Origin of the sequence: cyanobacterium endosymbiont of Epithemia clementina EcSB, from assembly GCF_029919255.1 — a bacterium.
Classification (GTDB): domain Bacteria; phylum Cyanobacteriota; class Cyanobacteriia; order Cyanobacteriales; family Microcystaceae; genus Rippkaea.
Genome location: NZ_CP123991.1, coordinates 145,458 through 168,618, shown reverse-complemented (window position 1 = coordinate 168,618; position 23,161 = coordinate 145,458). Strand labels below are relative to the sequence as shown.

The 23,161-nt window shown below is 32.3% G+C and carries 12 protein-coding genes; 7 read left to right on the top strand and 5 right to left on the bottom strand.

Annotated features, from left to right (window positions below; genetic code table 11):
- Window positions 1-475: 475 nt before the first annotated feature.
- Together P3F56_RS00535 and nadA are read right to left on the bottom strand one after the other, a co-directional pair.
- Window positions 476-1,261, bottom strand: a complete 786-nt coding sequence (locus P3F56_RS00535; protein ID WP_281152833.1) for an MBL fold metallo-hydrolase — start codon at window positions 1,259-1,261, stop codon at window positions 476-478.
- Between the two features lie 2,030 nt (window positions 1,262-3,291).
- Window positions 3,292-4,263 carry a quinolinate synthase NadA gene (gene nadA / locus P3F56_RS00530; protein ID WP_281152832.1) on the bottom strand — a complete coding sequence of 324 codons (972 nt, stop codon included), beginning with the start codon at window positions 4,261-4,263 and terminating at the stop codon, window positions 3,292-3,294.
- Window positions 4,264-5,610: 1,347 nt separating this feature from the next.
- Between nadA and secA the strand changes: the two genes are divergently transcribed.
- The 4 genes from secA to P3F56_RS00510 all read left to right on the top strand — a co-directional run bounded on the left by secA (window position 5,611) and on the right by P3F56_RS00510 (window position 11,508).
- Complete coding sequence (gene secA / locus P3F56_RS00525) at window positions 5,611-8,421, top strand: preprotein translocase subunit SecA (protein WP_281152831.1); 2,811 nt, start codon at window positions 5,611-5,613, stop codon at window positions 8,419-8,421.
- Between the two features lie 634 nt (window positions 8,422-9,055).
- Window positions 9,056-9,226, top strand: coding sequence for a hypothetical protein (locus tag P3F56_RS00520; protein WP_281152830.1), 171 nt, complete (start codon window positions 9,056-9,058; stop codon window positions 9,224-9,226).
- Between the two features lie 644 nt (window positions 9,227-9,870).
- The gene (locus P3F56_RS00515; RefSeq protein WP_281152829.1) at window positions 9,871-10,023 is read left to right on the top strand and encodes a hypothetical protein; all 153 of its coding nucleotides are present in this window, start codon (window positions 9,871-9,873) and stop codon (window positions 10,021-10,023) included.
- A gap of 303 nt (window positions 10,024-10,326) precedes the next feature.
- A complete protein-coding gene (locus P3F56_RS00510) occupies window positions 10,327-11,508 on the top strand; it encodes a M20 family metallopeptidase (RefSeq protein WP_281152828.1) in 1,182 nt (393 codons plus the stop codon).
- A 76-nt stretch (window positions 11,509-11,584) separates the two neighbouring features.
- On the opposite strand, the gene P3F56_RS00505 is transcribed toward P3F56_RS00510, so the two are convergent.
- Together P3F56_RS00505 and P3F56_RS00500 are read right to left on the bottom strand one after the other, a co-directional pair.
- Window positions 11,585-12,340 carry a phosphorylase family protein gene (locus P3F56_RS00505; protein ID WP_281152827.1) on the bottom strand — a complete coding sequence of 252 codons (756 nt, stop codon included), beginning with the start codon at window positions 12,338-12,340 and terminating at the stop codon, window positions 11,585-11,587.
- A 1,202-nt stretch (window positions 12,341-13,542) separates the two neighbouring features.
- Complete coding sequence (locus P3F56_RS00500) at window positions 13,543-15,555, bottom strand: NAD(P)H-quinone oxidoreductase subunit 5 (RefSeq protein ID WP_281152826.1); 2,013 nt, start codon at window positions 15,553-15,555, stop codon at window positions 13,543-13,545.
- 363 nt (window positions 15,556-15,918) lie between these two features.
- Here P3F56_RS00500 and P3F56_RS00495 point away from each other — a divergent pair, with 363 nt between their 5' ends.
- Window positions 15,919-16,362 (top strand): Hsp20/alpha crystallin family protein, encoded by a 444-nt coding sequence (locus P3F56_RS00495; protein WP_281152825.1) that lies wholly within the window; start codon window positions 15,919-15,921, stop codon window positions 16,360-16,362.
- Between the two features lie 396 nt (window positions 16,363-16,758).
- On the opposite strand, the gene P3F56_RS00490 is transcribed toward P3F56_RS00495, so the two are convergent.
- A complete protein-coding gene (locus P3F56_RS00490) occupies window positions 16,759-17,724 on the bottom strand; it encodes a lysylphosphatidylglycerol synthase domain-containing protein (protein WP_281152824.1) in 966 nt (321 codons plus the stop codon).
- Between the two features lie 3,339 nt (window positions 17,725-21,063).
- Here P3F56_RS00490 and P3F56_RS00485 point away from each other — a divergent pair.
- Both P3F56_RS00485 and P3F56_RS00480 read left to right on the top strand, forming a co-directional pair.
- Window positions 21,064-21,276 (top strand): hypothetical protein, encoded by a 213-nt coding sequence (locus P3F56_RS00485; protein ID WP_281152823.1) that lies wholly within the window; start codon window positions 21,064-21,066, stop codon window positions 21,274-21,276.
- Window positions 21,277-21,507: 231 nt separating this feature from the next.
- On the top strand, window positions 21,508-22,041 hold the full coding sequence (locus tag P3F56_RS00480; protein WP_281152822.1) for an SH3 domain-containing protein: 534 nt from the start codon (window positions 21,508-21,510) through the stop codon (window positions 22,039-22,041).
- Window positions 22,042-23,161: the final 1,120 nt, after the last annotated feature.

Genomic DNA, 23,161 nt, shown 5'->3' with positions numbered 1-23,161 from the left:
AACTAGAAAAATTATGTCAAAAAATAGTAGTAACTTATACAGATAGAGTGAAAGTTGGTAACTGTAATATATAAAACTTCAAGTTACTCAAAGTTCTAGAAAAAGCAGATAAACTCATCATTTTTAAACGAGGTTTAGCCAAAATCCTTGAGGAGTTTATTTTTGGATACAGAGTATATCTTAAGTCAGAAAAATTCTCAGAGGCTGTCCTGAAATAACCCACCTGTTTACCAGTTATCGTTCTACTAGAAGAACAGAACTAATTGAACCTTTAGCAAAAATTGCGATTACAGCTTGGGCTTATGGCTTAATAGTTGAAAGTCATCCCCACCCTGAAAAATCAGTTTATGATTCTTAGCGAGAACCTTCTATTAAAGAAACGCTCAGTTCCTCTCAGGATTTAGACTTGATTACTAGAATCGTCGGGCATTGCATTTCACAAGCTATGCTCATATTAGTTTAGTTTAATTAAGAATCATTTGAGGACTGGTTTTTCACTCAAAACTCGAATAACAGTTCCTTCTTTGGGTAAATCCTGAAATTTGATCAGCAATTTGTTGTCATTAATCTGACGAATATTCATATCTTTGACCAACTCTAAAAATTTATCTACAGGAGATAAGTCACAAGCTGCTTTATCTGCTGCTTCTGTTAAATAATGAGTAGGAATCATTACTTTGGGTTTGAGAATTTCCATCGCCTGTTTTCCCTCCTCTGGTTTATAGGCTTTTGGTCCTCCTCCTACAGGGATCATGGCAACATCAGGAGTTCCTAAAAGAATTTTTTGTTCAATGCCAATAGGGGCAGCTGCTCCTCCTAAATGGACAATCCGCAGTCCGCCTTGAATCCAACGCCAAGCGACGTTAGTTCCAAATTGTTTACCCCCTCTACGATCATGGTCAATTCCAACTCCTTCAATTCTTAGCCCTTTAATTTCATAAACTCCAGGTTCATACAGAATCTTAGGATTTCCAGGTAGATTTTCAGCTGCTCCTTCGTCCCAGAGTTGGCTGCTAATAACTACTAAATCTGCCTCTACTTTAGGGGGTTTATATCCGGCAGTGCAGCCAATTGTTCGGAAAGGATTGGCTAAAATTCGTAGTCCTCCCCCTATGTATAAAAAGGAAGTATGACCTAAATACTGTATCATCAACGAACCGTTACCCTTGGCTGAGGCCGGTTGAAAGTGAGAAACTAGGGGAATTCCAGTGGCTGTAATGGCACCTACACTAGCATAGTGGAGTAACTGTCGCCGTTTCATCTTTAGTCCAAGAGTTAGGTATTTTAGTCTTGTTCAGTATAGCAAGTCAGTTAAGTATTATCAGTTAAAAATTATTTTGGGGACTGTTATGATTTATTTATCACACATAATTAATTTTAATTAGTAAATTCGAGTAAATCAGCTTAAATAAGTGTAAAATCAAAACTAGTTAAAAAGAGAAGAGCACCAGATGCCAGTATATCTAAAAATTAAGTTAACCTAATTTAGAAGAGCAAAAACTATAAAAGTTGACTCACGCTCTATAAAGTTTTTGCTAGCACTGAAACTAGTATATTAGTTTTTTTGTTTAAACTAGAAAAACAGGTTAAAAACCTATATATTTAGTCTATCTATCGAAAAATAGATTATAGAAAAATTTTTAAGTAAAAAGAAAGATTGTGGGACTTTCTAAAAAAATAGAAAAAAAACTTCTAACAAAAAATATATAAAATCTCTTTAAGATATCTTAATAAAGAAAAGTAACCCATACTAATAGCCAACAATTGTCTAAGATGCTAAAAAAAAGGAATAAAAGTTAAATTAGCTTCTAGAGAAATTCGTAATTATTTTAAACATAGGTATAAAAATAGAAAAGAACAAAACTAAGTATAATAATTCATTAATGTCCTCAATTAAAAATCTAAAAAAGTAGATTAAAAAATACTGAGCCTTCAATTTTTTGTTAATAGTTTAGACTGTCCCTTAAGTTATTTTTATTTCAGAATGGGAAATAATTTTTCTAATCTAATGCTTAGCCTAACTATGTTATAACTTTTGGTATGATGAGTAAACTGTTTGACACCAATTGGCTAATTTTAACAGTTCTGATACCAACTTCTAATTTCTATTAAAAATTTTCTAAATTCATTCAAAATAGTTAGGATATTTTTTAGAAAACTGATGATATTTTATCCACATAGTTAAATTTGACTTTTTATTTTTTATTCGAACTTTTTAGATTTTAAATTTAAAATGTTTCCTCTTATTTATATTTGATAGGCTTTATCTTTTTTTGTAGTTTTTATAGACTTTTTAACTTATCAAGCAATAGGTCTTTATAAAAAATTATTTCAATATAAATATATTCTATAATATATAATATATCTGCTACTATTTTAATTAGTAAAATTAATTAATTAGCAAAATCATTGTAGATCTTCTCAAGATATAAGATAAACTTTGATTTTAGCCAAAATCAAAGTTTATACAAGATTTATAGCTATTTAACTATTACCTCTAATTTTCTTGTTTCTATAATTTACGAATTAACAAAATTTTCAGCTGAGTTACATATCAAATTAGATAGAAGTTGACTAAGAGTAATTCTGAGATATTCTTAAGATTGGAATTTATAAAAAGTGACCTTTTAATTTTTCTATAACCAAACTTCTTTCACTACTATAGTTTTATATCTATTGAGATTATTAATGCTACTATTAACAAATAGTACTTCAATCGCTAATATCTTTCTCGATATTTTTTTAAAAATTTAAATTAGATTCTTTTCTTTCGAGTAAAATTTATGAGAAAATAAAGTAAATTAAACTTTCTATAAAAAGCAGAAATTAAAAGAACAATAATAAAGCTCTATCTTCTGGACATTCTTCTAAATTAAATTTTTCATAGCTTATCTAATTATTTCCGGCAATACTTAAGGGCTTGCTCCTGTTTTTAACAGTAATCAATATTCGAAGTTAGATAAAAATTTATGAATATATTTTCTTTGTTTATAAAAAAGTTTTATGACGACTAAAAAAGTAAATTATTAGATTTGATGAGTTTCACAACAAACTCTGCCCCTATTTTAGGAACTGTTTATAAACCATACTTTATGTTTGGTCTGTTAGCCAAACTCTCGTTATTAAATATAAACTACAATTTTTATTGTCCTGTAACATACTTTTACCAACAAGATTCAGTGTATTAACATAGGGTAACACCCCGTAAAGTTATCCTAAAACTTGCTTTATCAACAGTATTTTCTTGTAAGAGATAGCTAATTAAATTAGTTATTAACTATACACTATTAGCTAACGAGACAACTCCAACATCTTTTGAATAGGACGTAAAGCAGCAGTTCTAATAGATTCATTTATAGTGATTTCTGGCTGTTTAAACTTCATGGCTAGATATAATTTTTCTAGTGTATTCAACCGCATATGAGGACATTCATTACAAGCACAATTATTCATTGCTGGTGCAGGAATAAAGTGTTTTGTAGGCGCAACTTTTTCCATCTGATGAATAATGCCTGGCTCCGTTGCCACAATAAATTCATCACTTAAACTTCGCTGACAATATTTCAACAAGGCAGTAGTTGAACCAATATAATTAGCATGACGTAAAACAGAAGTTTCACATTCAGGATGAGCAATTATTTCTGCGCGGGGATATTCTGTCTTTAGCTGAACTATTTTCTTCTCTGAAAAGGTTTCATGCACTATACAACTGCCCTGCCAAAGAATTAATTCTCGTCCTGTTTGTTTTATTACATACTTTCCTAAGTTGCGATCAGGAGCAAAAATAATAGAGCGATTTTTTGGTAGTTGCTCAACGATTTTAACTGCATTAGAACTCGTACAAATAATATCACTCATCGCCTTAATAGCAGCACTACAATTGATGTAGGAAACTACAATACAATCGGGGTATTGAGCTTTAAATCGAGCAAAAGCATCAGGGGGACAGCTATCAGCTAAAGAACAACCTGCTCCCAAATCAGGTAGTAAAACTAACTTATTAGGATTCAAAATTTTAGCAGTTTCCGCCATGAAATGAACCCCCGCAAAGACAATGACATCGGCATTTGTGCTAGCCGCTCGTTGAGAAAGACTCAAAGAATCACCTAGAAAGTCTGCAATATCTTGGATATCAGGATCTTGATAATAATGAGCTAAAATAACAGCATTTAATTCTTTTTTGAGTTTGTTTATCGCCGTAAATAAATCATCAGGAATTTGATTAGATTCTAAAGATGGGTAAGATCGTATAGTTGTAAACACAGTGTAATGTAACTCCTAAGGGGCATTTATAGTTAATATTACCAAAACTATTATAGTAATCTCAACTAAATTAGTGCAAGTAGTGCAACATCACTACCCCAAGAATTGAGATAAATGTATCATAGACATCAGAGATTAAACTGTGTTGTGATTTATCCATATTGTGTTGCAACAAAAGTTAATGATTAGAAAGTTCTTCTAATGAAAGCTCGTACATAGAAGTTAATATTGACAATTCTTTCAAAGGATAACAATACTTGTACGCTGAACCATTTGAATGTCAGCCCTGAAGGTGCCAAAAGTAATTGTATTGGGCGGAATATCATCTATAAAACCTACTACCATTGATTTTGTTCATAAACTTTTTTTAAAAATTAACAATTTTAACGTTAGAAAAAAATAAAAAATTAAAATTCATTTTTTTCTAAAACTAACTAATAATAATTCTACTCTTCTTTTCTTAAGTAAAAGCTTGACCCTTGTTAAATAACATTTAAACACAGCATAAAGTTTGGTTAATAAGGAACCAAACTTTATGCTGTGTTTAAAAATCTTATGTGTTCCTCTCATATTGTCTTCTATATCTTTCTTGTACACTGTATTTGATTGAAGCGATACTTTTTCTGCTTTGTCGAAACCATACTGCAGTACTAGATATTTTTTCTTTCAGAAAAGTTTTAGTAAAGAAATAGTACTTTTGGTTATGTCCATGTCTTTTTACTAATTTTATAAGTATTTAAAATTATTGATATTCGACATTTTTAATTTTTATTGTTTCTTATTTAGAATTGCCGACTGTTACCTGTTAAAATACAATGCACTAGTTCATAAAACCGTTATTTATTTTATCTATATATTTTCTTCAAGTTGTTGGTACAATAGGATCAACCAATTTTTTTTTATTTTAATAAATAAATCTAGTTACTAGTTATATGATTATGTCTAGTTAATTAAATTTACACTCTATCTAGACTCAGAATCATAAATCATTAATAGTTAATAACTCCCAATGATTTATCGGGACCGTATTCTGCAACTCTAAAAACCAAATTTTTATTTAGACCTTGTAGCTAAACACTTTTAGATTTTATTTATTAAAGTTTTGTCATACCTACTATAAAAGAGTTTAAAATTATTATCATTGATAATTAAGTCATTATGACAAATCCTTCCCTCATCTCTTCATCAAACTTAAAGGGAAAAAATCGGGACTAAAACCTAGATGATACAATAACTCATAACCTCTTTATCAGTCCTCAATCTTTATAGTTTAAGACAAAAATTGTCATTTCAGGCATCTTAGAGCCTCGATCCTCAAAAAGTTAGAATAAGTCCTAAAAGAAACCTATGTTTAAAACCCTATTTGGTGACCCAAACACCCGCAAACTCAAAAAATTTCAGTCTTTAGTCACAGAAGTGAATGTGCTCGAAGAAGACATTCAAAAATTATCCGATGAAGAACTCAAGCAAAAAACAGTTGAATTTAGAGAATTTATCGACCAAGCAAAAGATAATGAGGAGTTAGAAGATGTTTTGAACGAAATCTTACCCGAAGCCTTTGCTGTGGTACGAGAAGCTGGAATTCGGGTCTTAGGAATGCGTCACTTTGATGTTCAGATTCTCGGTGGAATTGTTCTACACAAAGGGCAAATTGCAGAAATGAAAACAGGGGAAGGGAAAACCCTAGTAGCAACTCTTCCTGCCTATCTTAATGGACTAACTGGAAGAGGAGTCCATGTTGTTACCGTGAACGACTACTTAGCCCGTCGGGACGCTGAATGGATGGGACAGGTTCATCGTTTCTTAGGACTCAGTGTCGGGCTAATTCAAGCAGGAATGAGTCCTGATGAACGAAAGAAAAACTATGCTTGTGACATTACATATACTACCAACAGCGAATTAGGGTTTGATTATCTACGGGATAACATGGCTACCGCTATGGCTGAAGTGGTTCAACTGCCTTTCAACTACTGCATCATTGACGAAGTAGATTCTATCTTAATTGATGAAGCTCGAACTCCTCTGATTATTTCAGGACAGATAGAACGTCCTACCGAAAAATATCTCAAAGCGGCTTCCATTGCCGCGCAGCTCATCACGCAAAAAAGTGAAGAAGAACCAGGAGACTACGAAGTAGATGAAAAAGCTCGGAACGTTTTGATGACAGATCAAGGGTTCGAGAAAGCAGAGGAATTGTTGGGGGTCAAAGATCTCTACGATCAAGACAATCCTTGGGCACATTATATTTTCAACGCTATTAAAGCTAAGGAATTATTTGTTAAAGACGTTAACTATATGATCCGCAACAAAGAAATTGTGATTGTCGATGAATTTACTGGACGGGTGCTACCTGGACGGCGGTGGAGTGATGGATTACACCAAGCCATTGAAGCAAAAGAAGGAGTGGATATTCAAAAAGAAACCCAGACTCTAGCCACCATTACCTATCAAAATTTCTTTCTTCTTTATCCTAAACTCTCAGGAATGACAGGAACCGCAAAAACTGAAGAAACAGAACTTGAAAAAGTCTATAATCTTCAAGTTACCATTATTCCCACTAACCGACCTTCCCAACGCTATGATTTTCCTGATGTTGTCTATAAAACTGAACCAGCCAAATGGCAAGCCGTGGCTGCTGAAGTGGAGAAGTTGCACCATCAAGGACGACCTATTCTTGTAGGAACTACCAGTGTTGAAAAATCAGAAGTTCTTTCCCAACTCTTACAGGCAAAAAAAATTCCTCATAACCTTCTTAATGCTCGCCCTGAAAACGTGGAACGGGAATCAGAAATTGTCGCCCAAGCTGGACGGAAAGGTTCAGTTACCATCGCTACTAATATGGCAGGGCGAGGAACTGATATCATTTTAGGGGGCAATGCCGACTATATGGCGCGGCTGAAAATTCGGGAATTCCTGATGCCCCAAATTGTGATGCCCGAAGATGATGGTATTATGGCGGCGATGGCGAGAAATGGTGGAGGTCGTCGGTCTCAAGGATTCGGGCAAGATAAGAAGAAAGTAAAAAATTGGAGTCCTTCCGATTCAGATATCTTCCCCACTGAGCTCTCTCCTGAGATCGAAGAGATGTTGAAAGATATGCTTAAAATAGCCGTTGATAATTACGGACAACAAAGTTTATCGGAACTTGAAGCTGAGGAAAAAATTGCAGTCGCCTCAGAAAAAGCTCCCACCAAAGACCCTGTGATTAAAAAATTGCGGGAGGTTTACAAGGCTATTCGTCAATCTTACGAAACTGTTACCGATAAAGAACAAAATGAAGTAGTTGAATTAGGCGGACTCAACGTGATGGGAACCGAACGCCACGAGTCCCGACGCATCGATAACCAATTACGGGGACGAGCAGGACGACAAGGTGATCCAGGATCAACAAGATTTTTCTTAAGTTTAGAAGATAATTTATTAAGAATTTTTGGGGGTGATCGCGTGGCCGGTTTGATGAATGCTTTTCGTGTTGAAGAAGATATGCCCATCGAGTCTAAAATGCTCACCCGTTCTCTAGAGGGTGCGCAGAAAAAGGTAGAAACCTTCTATTACGATACCCGCAAACAGGTGTTTGAATATGATGAGGTAATGAATAACCAACGTCGTGCTATCTATGCTGAACGTCGCCGAGTTCTTGAAGGGTTAGATCTTAAAGAACAGGTTCTCCAATACGCTGAGAAAACCATGGATGAAATTGTAGATGCTTACGTAAATCCAGAATTACCCCCCGAAGAATGGGATGTAGACAACTTGGTGAGTAAGGTCAAGGAATTTATCTATCTCTTGCAGGACATTACTGCTAAAGATATGGAAGATATGACTGTTAGTGAAATGAAGGTATTTCTCCATGAGGAGGTGCGTAAAGCTTACGATATAAAAGAAGATGAAGTAGATAAAATTCGCCCTGGTTTGATGCGCGAAGCCGAACGGTTCTTTATTTTGCAACAAATTGATACTCTATGGCGTGAACATCTTCAGGCGATGGATGCATTACGAGAGTCTGTTGGATTACGAGGTTATGGACAAAAAGATCCATTAATTGAATATAAGCAAGAAGGATATGAAATGTTTTTAGAAATGATGATTGATATTCGTCGAAATGTAGTATATTCGTTGTTTCAATTTCAACCTCAAGGACAACCTCAAATTGCTTAAGTTTTGGTGTTTTAATCGAGGATTAAAATATTAATTCTCGATCGTTTTAACACTAAAATAGGCTATATAAATGAGTTTTTTAGCTTAGAAAACTAAATTAAAGTTTATATCATAAAAACTTAATTTTTATAATGTAAATATGTATTGAATAACATAGTTAAAATTCTACTATAATAGCCGCAATAACCTCCTTAATGCGATAATTAAAATGTATTGCTATAAGTTAAGTGATAAATTCATGAAGATTCTAAAAATAGATCATTATAATAAAAGACTTTTTAAAATTTAAAATTATGTTTTTTGTCTGAAAAAAGTTTTATAAAATAAAGTGTTTATTTTGTGTATTAAAAAATACTTTTGCATCAGGAGTAATGATGGTAGATTAAAGAATTATCACTTAACTTAGCAAGAACAATAATAAAATTATTGTCAATAACACTACCGTTACAGTTTTGATTTAAAATAAATTTAGGTATAAAAGTTATAATTTCAAAAATTAACGATGTTAGAATAGTTTGCTATTAATAATTTTGTCTGACAAATGATGCTCTTTTATTCCATATTTGATAATGGTTTGCTAAGTCAAATTTTCTCTAGTTCTTTAATGTGTACTATTTAGGGACTAACTTCTCCTATGACATCCCTGTTTCTGTTAGCTCAAACATCATCTTCGTTCTTAGAGTATTTACCTCCGCTGGAACTGATCTCTACTCACAGCAAAAGTCTATTGACTGAAACTAGATATAGTCTCGGAGCCAGTGATCGCACTTCCTTGAATATCTTTCCTGTTAAAGAATTTACTTAGGAATACTAAATTTTAGTATATGGAATACAGTCAACGCCTATATTAGGAAGTTTTTTTGTTGAAAGACTAACGTCCTATTATTACTCTCAGTTTATTAGTTTTTTGATCGCTACTTCTAAAGATCGCTGGAAAAATCAATAATCCAGGCTCTTATCTCCTCCCCATTTTTTAAGAACAAAAATTTCCCCTGGTCAACTAACTGATTCAATAAGTAGAAGGGCTGACCACGGTTGCTAATCTCAATTTAATTTACATTAACCGTCATTTTCAAAAAAAACTAATATTAAACCTAAATTTGTAGAAATTACTAAAATAAAGAAGTATTCGGCAAAATATTACCCTGCGCAATGAGGATACAGTCATTGTTTTCACTCAAGATAATATTGATATTACCAAACCTCGACTGTTACATGATGCAAATTTCGGGTTATCGGCTAATCAAGAAATTAATGTAGCTGTGGGAAGAGAAGTATCTCGGACAGGGTCTTATTGAGTTGTTCCTAACAGAACTTTGGAAGGAACTGGAGAGAATTTAGCAGTCGACAATAACCCCTAAGACTTACCGTTATTATTGAATTAGCCGATGAAGTTAAAACCTTAGCCGACATTCGTAACGTAAAAATCCGTAGAAAATTCAGGTAAATTTGTGTAGATTACTCCAAATAGGTGATGTTCCAGGGGATGTTATTCTAGAAGACGGAGACACCAGTATAATTCCTAAGTCCGCAAATATCTTTTCAAGAGAATCCGCAACCATTGGAGTCGCTAGTTTTTCTCCAAGCGTGAATCAGGGTTAATGTGGTAGGAGAAGTGCGCTCACCTGGAGTTATAGAAGTTCGACCAACACTCCTTTAAATCAAGCTAGCTGCCTGAGACTTTGATAAAAGTCGCGCGGTAAGGGTACCGTTGGAGTTATCCGTCTTAATTACAATGGCACAGTAACTAAGCTGGATATCAAAGTTGATTTTGCTCAAAGAATTACCAAAGCGAATAATCCTGTCCTTTTTAATAAGGATGTTATAGTTGTCAATCGCAATATCCTAAGCACAGTCTCAGATACATTAATCACTGTTTTTAGTCCCACCAATTGATCAAGTCTCATGTTTTCTGAAATTAAAGATATCACCGAGTCCCTGTTCCCCAGACTTCTTAAAATTCGCCGTCACCTCCACGCTCACCCTGAACTAAGTGGACAAGAATACCAAACTGCTGCCTATGTGGCAGGCGTTCTTTCCTCGTGCGGTATTCACGTTCAAGAAAATGTCGGAAAAACTGGGGTAGTAGGAAACTTAAACGGAAACGGGACAAATTCGCGTCTTCTAGCTATTCGTACCGATATGGATGCTTTACCGATAGATGAACAAACCAACCTAGAATTTGCTTCGTGTAAACCTGGCATTATGCATGCTTGTGGCCACGATGTCCATACAACGGTGGGATTAGGAACTGCTATGGTTCTTTCTCAGTTGGCTGAGCAATTATCAGGAAACGTAAGATTTTTATTTCAGCCTGCAGAAGAAATTGCCCAAGGAGCAAGCTGGATGCTTCAGGACGGGGCAATGCGCGATGTGAATGCAATTCTTGGACTACACGTCTTTCCCTCTCTTCAAGCTCGTTCTGTGGGGATTCGCTACGGAGCTTTGACCGCTGCAGCTGATGATATAGAAATTTTTATTCAAGGAGAGTCAGGTCACGGAGCTCGTCCCCATAAAGCTATTGACGCAATCTGGATTGCTTCTCAGGTCATTACGACTCTTCAACAAGCTATTAGTCGAACTCAAAATCCTTTGCGTCCCGTAGTATTAACTATTGGGCAAATTAACGGTGGCCGCGCGCCTAATATCATTGCAGATCAGGTAAGAATGTCCGGCACAGTACGATCTCTTCATCCTGATACTCGTGCCGATTTACCTCAGTGGATTGAAAAAATAGTCGCTAATGTCTGTAATACTTATCAAGCAAAATATGAGATTGATTATCGCCAGGTAGTTCCTTCGGTGCAAAATAACACGGAATTGACTCGGATTCTTGAATCTACTTGTCGAGAGGCTTGGGGAAATGATCATGTGCACATTTTAGCTGAACCATCTTTAGGAGCAGAGGATTTTTCCCTTTACCTTGAACACGCTCCAGGAAGTATGTTTCGTTTGGGAGTAGGATTTCCCGAAAAGCTTAATCATTCGTTACATCATCCTCAATTCGAGGTAGATGAGTCCGCTATCTTGACAGGGGTTATTACCCTGGCTTATGCCGCCTATAAATATCATCAATATCCTACATAGACATATAGCAATTAGAGATAATTCATGAGAGATTTCTATTCCTTGTTTTTTTTGACTAAAATTAATGTTACACCACCTATGTGGTGACTGCTATCGCAAGCTCTTTTGAAACTTGTTTCAGTGTTTTTAACCCCTTTAGGGAACTTCTAATCAAATGAATTGAACTTAAAGGATTTTTGGACATCTGAAATGTTAATCTCCAATAATTTAAGCTTCCATTCTCTCCTAATGCAGGGGTTAAATTAGGTAAATCTTGTTGACAATCATCACTAATAACTCTAATCATGGCAACAGGAATTCTTAAGGAGTTACAAAATTCTAAAAGTGGAATTCCTTCCATATCTACTACATCAGCTTGATAACGTTGGCCTAATTGCCATTTTTCTTCGGCTGAAGTAATGATGTGACCACTTGTCACTGCTTTGCCTCGCACAATCTTTCTGTTAAGATAATGATACACTAAGTTACTTAAATTCACATCGCAAGTTTGCCACGGTAGAGAAGAAATATTATTTGAAATTAAACAACATTTTTGGTAAAGAATTCTATCACCTACCTGATAATTTGGGGATAAACTTCCGCCTAACCCCATCAATAAGATTCCTTTAGGAGGACAACTAACGAGCTCATGAGTTTGCTGCCATTGTTTAAGATAATGTTTAAAAGGTAAAAGTCCTGCAGGAATCTGAATGATTTTGATTTTGGAACCAAATTGCTTTACTCCCTTTACTCCTCTGAATCCTTCACAAACGGCTTTATACTCAGCTCCTTGGGGAACTAGAATTATGTCAATATGGTTCGTGAGGGAAATGCTATTTAAAGATGAAGACATTTATTGATAACCTATACTTTTTGAAAAAAACGCTTTTATGAGATTTTTTACCTTTTTAAGAAGTTACACCAATTCCAAAAAAGCTGATTAAAAAATGATAACGGTATAAAGATAGTCTCTTAATACTTTAGTGTATCAAAACATTAAAAAAGATTTTCTAATGTTTTATCTAAATTACTATCAATTATTTTTATTTAGTTTTTTTTGCTAAAAATAAATATCTATGATCTATTTTTAGAATTTTCTATTTCAACAAAGTCGTTGAACAGTTTAATTTCCATAAAGTATTAGCATTTATTCATGTCAGTCTAAACTTAAAATCAAGGAGATATATTGAAAATATTAAGTAAATTAGGTTGTGTAGAAACTACTCTTTAAGACATTATCGCCGACTTTAATGTTTTAAAGGAAAATTAAACAAAAGGACCTCTTTCTATACTTTTAAATAAGTTTTAAAAAGATTTTATATCTCTATATTTAAGCAATTAAAGTTAAATCTATATTGCTTCGACGTTTATATGTTTATATATTTTATTGAAAATTTAAGTAACATTTGTTTAAACCAAGTTCTGACAATAAACTACTGATCCTAAATTTTGTCTCTCTCTGTAGAGTAATGTGGGATATACAATGGTTCATATTCAGCTTATTCTACTATTTTCTTGAAACTTTCTTCTTTATCAAAGATGGTCTGATTCAAAAGAATAATATCCCTCGTTTCTATGGAAAAATTTAACTTTAAGATAATTCAAACTTCTAATAAGTCTCTATTACTGCCTACCTAAAGAATTAAAATATAGCCTTTTTTCTTTGCCCTTTTATTTCTATAAATTATGAAATATATTATTTCTGCTGTAGTACTATAGGCATGTGGGTAATTTTATATATTATAAAACTCAGTTTTATCTAGATAAATTCTACTATTTTTAGTGATTTATTTCAGCTTTTTTTCTCAATACCTCTTATTTTAATTTAGATATTTTTAATATCCGTGATTTTTACTAATTATTTTTCTTTTTTATACTCATTTAACTTGATTCATGTACGAGCCTTCACTTAATATATTAAGATATCTCAAACTAGTTGATATTTTTCCACTTAAGTCGATTTTTATTATCTTTTATTTTTGCAAATTAAATTTTTCCAAATAAGAGGGCAAAAAGCCCTCTTATTGTGGTCACCAAATTAGGTTTAAATTAACGTCAAACTACACTAAAAACAATCACGAATCCCAACACTGCTCCAAAGACAATTAAAGCATAAAATTGAACGCGACCATTTTCCAAATATTTCAATCCTTCTCCACTTACAATAGTAGCCAAACCGGTTAGATTAACTGCCCCATCAATGACACGATAATCTACTTCCATAATTTGACGAGCTAACCGACGACACTTCATCACAAAAACATTGTGATAAACATCGTCAAAATACCATTTATTGAGGGAGAATTGATACAGGGTCGGATACCTTTTAGCGATCGCTGCGGGATCAATTTTATGTTGCAAATACATCAAAGAAGCAACTGTAATTCCGATTACGGCAATACCGACAGAATTTCCGGCCATAATTAGAAACTCAGTCCAATCAAAATGGGCAATTTCTTCAATGACTTCTCCTGGGGGAAAAATAAATCCTTCAAACTTGTTATCCCAAGGTTTTCCTAATAAACCTATAAAGGCTGAAGGAACTGCCAAAACTAATAAGGGTAAAGTCATAGTTAAAGGAGACTCATGGGGAGAACAGCTATGATTATGGACATGATTATCATGAGAGCCAAATTGGGGAAGGGAAGAAGAAGCTAACAGTTGATTTTTGATAGCTTGATCATTGCCGCGAAATTCTCCTTCAAAAGTCATGAAATACATACGGAACATATAAAATGCAGTGAGTCCCGCAGTTAACCAACCCACTAACCATAATGCAGGGTTAGCCCCAAACGCAAGACTAAGAATTTCATCTTTTGACCAAAAACCCGCAAAAGGAGGAATCCCACAAATAGCTAAAGTTCCTACCAAAAAGGCGAAGGAAGTCAGAGGCATATATTTACGTAACCCACCCATTAATCGCATATCTTGGGCCAAAATAGGTTCATGACCCACAACTCCTTCCATTCCATGGATAACAGACCCAGAACAAAGGAACAACATAGCTTTAAAGTAAGCATGGGTCATCAGATGAAATAATCCAGCACTATACGCCCCAATTCCCATAGCCATTACCATGTAACCCAATTGGGAAATAGTGGAATAGGCTAACCCTTTCTTGATGTCATTTTGAGTCAAAGCAATAGTCGCGCCTAAAAAAGAGGTTAACGCCCCGACCCAAGCGATAGTAGACATTACTGCCGGAATTTGTTCAAAGACAGGGTACATTCGCGCTACCAGGAAAACCCCCGCTGCTACCATCGTTGCAGCGTGAATTAAAGCAGAAATAGGAGTAGGACCTTCCATTGCGTCTGGCAGCCAAACATGGAGGGGGAACTGAGCTGATTTAGCCACAGGACCTAAAAACACTAAAATGGCAAATAAAGCGGCTAAAGCCGGGGCTATAGTTCCGACAGAGACCAATTCTTCGAGACGTTCACCCATAATGTGAAAATCAAAGCTCCCAGTTGCCCAGTACAGCCCTAACATTCCCAACAGTAGGCCAAAGTCTCCGACACGGTTGGTTACAAAGGCTTTTTGACAAGCATTTGCAGCAGCTTTGCGGTCGAACCAAAAGCCGATTAAAAGATAGGAACACATTCCTACCAATTCCCAGAAAATGTAAACCTGGACTAGGTTGGGACTAATGACTAATCCCAGCATTGATGCACTAAAAATGCTCAAATAAGCGTAAAATCGGACATATCCAGAATCATGTGCCATGTAACCGTCAGTGTACACCATCACCAAAAAAGCAACGGTGGTAACGATAACATTCATTAAGGCACTGAGATGGTCAATGGTATAACCCATTTTAAGGTGAAAATTGCCAGCTGCAGCCCATTCAAACATGCGAGTATAGTCAGCGTGGCCTTGAATTTGACTCCATAACAGAGTGAAGGACATCACCATCGATGCGCCTAATAAGGAGATGATGAAGACCGCATTTATCTGTCGCAGGCGGTTAGTTCCTTGATTAAAGGAAATAAGTCCTAACCCGACCAACATAGCCCCAACCAAGGGTAGGACGGGTATTAGCCAGGCGTATTCATAAAGAAGTTCACTCATGTATTTTTCTAAAGACTAGAGGTTACAAGACAATTAGAACATGGACTGATGACTATGGCGAGTTGACGAGAAGTTAGGTTAATTCATGTTCAGCCATATTTTACAAACCTACCCTTTAGTGTACGTCAGTCCTTTTGTCTAAATTCCGAATTATCAATTAAAAATCTCAAAGAGTTGGAAGTTAGAAGTTGGAAATAGGGGAAGAACTTAATTCGAAAGTTAATTTTTTTACACACTTTATTGTTTAATTTCTTTAGGGAAACTACACTTATTTTATAGTAAAAACCGTATTGCATTAATAAATAATCATGTTTAGAATATACTCAATTAAAGAAACTAAATCAAAGTTAATGGAGTTTTTTTATGGCACTTATTCGTTACAGTAATAATCGTGAATTAGATACTCTACAACGTCAAATGAACCGTTTGTTTGATGATATCTTTTCCCCCACTCTTGAGCGAAATATGAGAGGGTCAGCTTCTGTACCTGCAGCCGAACTTTCAGAAACTGATGAGGCGGTTTTACTTAAATTAGAAATCCCTGGTATGAAAGCAGAAGATCTCGATATTCAAGTGACTAAAGAAGCCGTTTATATTAAGGGTGAACGCAAGCAGGAAGTCGTTTCTCAAGATAAGGGAATAACTCAAAGTGAGTTCCGTTATGGCAAGTTTGAACGGGCAATCGCACTGTCTTCTTTAGTTGATAATGCTAATGTTACTGCCGAATACAAGGACGGAATTCTTCACTTAACTATTCCTAAAGCTGAAGATGAAAAAAATAAAGTTGTCAAGGTAACCCTTAGTTAGTTGGCAGTAGTACTCACATAATTCAGCTTTAAGTTTTAATAACTTCTCGGGTGATTACCTGAGAAGTTATTAAAACTTAAAGCTCCAAAATAATATCTATGATTTTTGTTGGGTTTATTTAAAAAATATTTTCTAAAATTTTATGAACAAATTATTTTATTTTGATTGAAAATATAATGAGTGTTATGGAATAGAAGTATTTATATAAATTTGCCAATATAAATACTCACCTACCTTCAATACAAGAATAAACTACTATCTTTATTTTTTAAAAAATAAAGATAGTAGTTTATCTAAAAAGTAATAAATATTATTTCTGACAAAGATTGTATATTTTTTATATTTTCTTACCTAAGTCCTAAAAAGATAGGTTTAGAGTTTAAAGCTAAAATAAATTTATAAATGCTCTTTACAAGAGAGAGAGTTAGATGTTGAAACAATCTGTTTTAACTCATACTTTCCAAGTAAAAACACAGATATAGTTAAAGGAATAAAATAATAAATTACTCGATAAATTAAGAGAAAACTAAATATTTTTTCTATAGAAGTAAACGGAGATAAAAATACAAGTATAACTGTTTCAAAAATCCCTAAACCACCTGGAACATTACTTGCTAATCCAGCTATTTGTGCCAAGATATACATTCCTAAAAAAGTTGAATAAGAAAAAGAAACAGAGCCACTCAAAATGGAGTAGAAAACTGCTGCTGCTAATGACCAATCTAATGCGGATACAATGAACTGACCTAAAGCTATTTTAATTGAAAGATTGGGTAAAGTCCATTGGCCAATCTTCACTGGCTCTTTACAAATAACTGTTAGCAACAAGTAAACTAAAATGAATAGAATAAAAATCACTCCTAATGGCTGTACTGAGACAAACGGTAAATTTAATAACTGAGGAATTTCTAAAGGATTAGTTGTAAAAATAATTGCTCCTATGAGAAATAATCCTAAAATAAAAGTCAAATTGCAAAAAGTAGAGATTTGAGCTATAGAAATTACAGAAAATCCCCAATTAGAATATAAACGATATCGAATCATACAACTACTTATTAGAGCAAAACCAACACTATTGCTAATTCCTGAACAAATAATACTTACTAAAGCTTTTTTAGAATAGGAAAGAGTATGACGAACATAATTTACTGCGAGACAATCATATCCTGTCATAATTACATAGTTTAGGAGCATTAAAATAATCGCTTTCAGAATATTAGACAAGGGAACTGTAGCTAAAATATTCCAAATATTTTGAGCATTGTAGTAGTGGAAATTTTTATGTATTGTCCAAAGAGAAAAAACAAAAAGTACTAGGCTAGAACAGGACGTAAGCAACCGAAAAAAAATGTTATTAAACATGTCAAAAAAATATTGTTCAATAAATTCTGAAAAAGTAAACTTATCTGAAAATAAAATGTTTCTTAAGAAGAAACATTTTATAAAAAAAATATAGTTTAATCGCAGTTTAAGTACAACTAAGAAGACTTTAATCCATATTTCTTCTTTAATAAGAAGATGTTAATTACTTGAGAATTTAAAGTAAAAGATTAACTTCTTCCTACCAAAACTAATTTTATCAATCAAGTTCAGTTAATGTTTACATTTTAATCAAAGATTTCAGATTTATCTAGAATTATTTTTTAATGAAGATCATAAAAAAAATATATAATTTTAATTATCGAAGTAGCGATAACATCTTGCTGCAAGATAAATCTATGCTTATTGACTACAGGACCAGTCCTTTATTTTGAGCCTTATACAAGGCGATATTAGCTTTAGACAGTAGTTATGTTTCCATTTATCCGTTACTTTTTTTTATGTCTAATCGCAATTGTTTAGTCTTATATGTTTTCTGTTTGAGGGTTATATCAAGAAACCCCAATATTAATTCTTTACTAATATGCTGAGAAGCAATGTCCTATTTTTAAATATTAAATTATCGAAATTATACAAAATTTTGAATATTTTATTTTTTGTTTTATGATTACATTGATTACTAAACTACTTAAAATGCTCAACACTTATCCATGACTTTCTGCTCAAGTAAATCAAAATATTCGCTTCTCAATAATTATTTTTTGGGGTTTTTTAAAAAAAGTAACATTTAAATTATTCTGTGATTAAAACTCAGATTAAAGTGTCATAGTTCATTTTTTATAGATACTTTTTTTCTTAAAATATATTTACTTTTCAATATATTTTTTATATATTTTAAATATTTATCTTCTATTATTTTTGTATATTTTTATTGTCTAATCTAGAAAAAAAACTAAAAACTACTTTATTCTAGAGGTTAGAATATTATTTATTTAAGTAAATTAACCTTCTATTCTATTGTGTGTTGACGACATAGTATTCCATAATTTATTTTTTAATTTTCTTCTTATTTAAGACATAGATAAATATTTATGCTTACTTTTTTATTTTTATGAGTAAACCAATTTTTTCAAAAATTTTGTTGTCGTAAGTTTTTTGTATTTTTATAAGAGAAACTTTAGATATTTTATCTCGTCTTTACTCCAAGTTTTCTTTTCTAGCTCTTTTAAAGACTCTACAGGTTTCTCTGACTTGAATTTTTGATTTAAAAATTATTTTTCTAATTATTTTTTTAAAAAAATTATACCTGATATGCAATCTATTAAACTTTTTATTGTTTTAGATTTAAAAATCATATTTTGGCTCTAATTTTAGTTCTATAGATAATTTTATAAAATTTTTATTTTGCAAAGAAACTTTAAAAGTCATGCCCATTCCAATTATTTCAGCTTAATTTTTTAGCAAAATTATATCTAGTAACTTCTATTTTTAATAACTTTGTTAAGTTAAGTTTATTCAAGCTATTTTTTCATACATTTTTTTAAAAATGTATGAAAAAATAGAATTTTTAATAAATTTTACGTCTCAAGTAAGATAAGCAATACTAAGTAAAGTAGAATTTATTATTGCTATAATAAAAGTTTTATAAAAATTTAATCTAATTTAAGACTTGTTAAATAACTGAAAATATGTTTTCTAGATTATGAGAATAGTCTAATAATTAATATTTATTAAATTAAAGTTCAGTTATTATCTAATCTAGTTTTTCGATCTTGACTAATTGATTTTATTCTCAATCTATTCAAAATAGCTGAAATAAACTAAAAATTAACTATTTATAGTATACTCCATGGTTATAAAATACACTTCGATTAATTTTATTTTTTTGTGTTGATATTTTGATAGCGTTGAATACATAAAAATTATCCAATAAATATTAAAAATTAAATGCATAAAATATCAATTTTAATAGTAAGTAAATAATTTTTTAAATTTTTTAAAAAGCTGAATATATTCGCTTTACTAACTTAATAATTAACAATTGTTAACGTAAAATAGTTAATATATAAGAGTTGGAATTGCCTGCAAAATAAGTCCAGACAAAAACATAAAAATAGACCATAAATGTATCTTCTGGGAGTACATTTATGGATAAAAAATAATAGGCTATTAACAATAAATAATAAGATTATTTATTGTTAATAGCCTATTATTTAGTTTTAAAATTTAAATTTATTTCAATAAATATTAAGACTTCAGATAGTAAGCTGATAACGGAATCACCGATAACGAATCATTAAGAACATCTTTAACAAAAAATGTCAACTACTGTTAAAATCCTATTATCCCCCGATTTACAATTAAAATACCTGAATCAGGAATAAGTTAAACGAACGGTCTACTCAATATGTTCAAATTTTGTGAAATTGTTCCGCATATATTTTAACTTGAGACTTTGTGGACAGCCATTTAAAATAACTTCAATAATCAAAAATTTAGTTTATATATTTTTTGCAAGCATTAGAATTTATTGAACGATAATAATTTTGTTTATTTATATAAAAGAATTTTCATATTTTGCAGATTTTATTTTTTTGTATAGCCTATAATTTTAACGAAAAAACATTGTTATTATTATCTCTGTAATCCAAATTATTTCGGAATAACTTAGCTTTTCTTTTCTCACAACCAGCCACATTAAAACTAAGGATAAATATTTCCTAGCTTCTACTGGATAATCTTTACTCAATAGACTCCTAGATAAGTTATTTTATTTTTCATGAGAACTATTATTAAAATGAATTTGTAGTGTCCTAACTCGTTATGTCGCTAATTTTAATAGACTTGAACTAGAAAATTTAAAATTCATTTTCGAAGAGAAACTTTAATTAATCCGTCAGATTAAGATTTTAGACTTTATATGCCGTCAATGAATAGATTTCTAATAGTAGGTAGCTTAGACAACTTAAAAGACTAGTTATTGAGACGAAAAGGGGTATGTAGTCAGAAAGTGAGGAGCTATAGCTTACCTTATTTCTGTAGTGTACTTTTGGTAGAAATACTAGAAACTGAAAATCCCTCAGTGCGAGAGCTATATTCTATACATTTGCATTTATCCCTGTTACGTCTAGATATAAAGCGTTTATTTGGATAATTAGTAAAATAATTAGGATTTTAGTGCCATCAGATGATTGATCTTACAGAAGTCCTAATTCCTGCGTATTGTAGATTTATGAAATTGATAAAGCGTTTGGGGAGTCGATAGTAAAGGAAATAGCAGAACTATCAGTTTTTTAAAACTTTTATCACCTGGTTAACGGAAAAACAGTCTTCAGTGTCTGTAGTCGCGACTGCTAATAATGTTCAGTTTTACTTCTTAAAATGTTGCGGAAAAACCCCTTTGATGAAATTTTCTTTGTGAGTTTGATTGAACAAAAGGAACGTGAAGCTATTTTTAACGTCTCTCCATCTAGACTCCGACCTCACAACTTGAAAAATTACAATATCAAGCGGTTAGCCTATGAAACACTTGACTTTCCTAGGACAGAAATCGAACGAACTTTGATTGAGGCAATGCAAATTGGTTTTGATTAAGATCAGGGTCTTACCTCTAAGAGTATCTTAGAGACTTGCCAGTCAAATTATTTCTTTGGCAAGAACTGCTCAAAAACAAATCGAGTTTTTACAAAACCGGGCTGCTGCGGAGAAAGCTAGTCGAGCTTACCGTATGAGTACGTTTACTGTAATATCATTTACGATCAACTTAGTTCGGGATTTGGAGTTACTATCTTATGTCAAGTTTTGAAGTTTTACTTTGAAGTGATTATGAAATATTTCTCTGTCTTTTTACAATTTATTTTAGGATTCTTTGTCGGGATTCTTCTACTCGTTAGCGGGACTACAGCTTTGGCTTATGTAGTGTTTTATCGTTTAAATACCTCACCTCCAAAACCTATTTTCGTCGAAGAAAAACAAGAAAAAGCCGAAGAGGCATCTAACTTTGAGTCTAACACCCAACAAAGAGCTAAAAAATCTGAGGAAAAACCTCAGGAAGAAATAGTTGCCCAACAACCTCAATCTTCTCCCGAAATCGAAGAAAAAAAGGAAGAAAAGGAAGAAAAGGAAGACAAAGAAGAAAAATTGCCTTCCGGAGCTTACAAAGCCTCTGTTATTTGGCCTAGTGGCTTAAGTTTGCGGGCTGAACCTGGCCACGATGCCCAAAGGATCGGGGGTGTTGACTACAAAGCTGAACTAATTATTTTGAAAACAAGTCCTGATGGAGACTGGCATAACGTTCGTCTATCCAGAAATGGACAAGAAGGTTGGGTTAAGGCGGGAAATGTCCGAAAAATAGAATAACGACGGGGTGGGCATTGCCCACCTTACTCATTAGAAAAAAACCACTTTGACAAACGACAATGTGAAAATTTTTTAAACAAAATGCTTACATAATTTATTATTAAAGGCTTTACTAAATAGATAACCATAACAATTTTTACAGCTGAGCCGTGTCAGCTAGTCTGATTAGAATTTAGTTTTTGCATCTTCAATTATAGTTTTTATTTTTATAAATGTGAAAAATTTTATTAAAAATACGTATTTTTTTTGTGTTTTTATTGCTAGTAAACCTTTACACTAACATTAATTATTTTTTAGGAAAAAATAGAAAAGTAAGATAAATAATTTAACAAAAAATATTTTATCTAAGAAATTATTGAAACTCATATCAGCTTTTCTATATTTAAAGGCTAAAACTAGCTGAGTAACTACTAATTTTTATTGACAAAGTCCAGGAATTTAAACTTTTAAAAAATAACCTTTAAATAAGTTTAAATTTATGCCTTATGAGTTTTTTTCAAAAAATGTATCTTTTCATTATTTTTTAGAGATATTAACGCTCTTTTTAGATACTCAATAGTTGAAGAATTCAGTTTATCACCTTTTCGATTGTTAAGTTTTTTCTTGAAGAGTCCATTAACCTGTAGATTAGTCATCATACAGCGTAAAAATATTACGATAGTTTTATAATTATAAAAATAAGTAATTAAATAGTTAATTTAGTCATATCAATTATGCTAAATTTTATAGCTATAATTTACTCTAAAAAGAGATTATAGGATCACAATAAGTGCATAAATATGTTGTTTATTCAAAGTTAAAATATTTTAACTTTCTGCTTCTAATAAATAAGAGATAAAAAATTATGAATAAACTACTCATAAAGTGTTATAATACATGTTATAAATAACAAACAATTTTTTAGTTTTTTTGTTATATTAAACAATAATACAACTCAAACAAAAATGGCTCTATTTTGAGGGAACAATATTGTTCAATCTAATCTAAATTAGACGTACAAAAATTAGGAATAACTAGTAAAAAAACTTACAGAAATCAAAAACAAACCAACTAAACTAAAAAAACATAAAAAACTAGAACAAATTGCTAAAAATAGAATGAGATATCTAAATAAATCTCT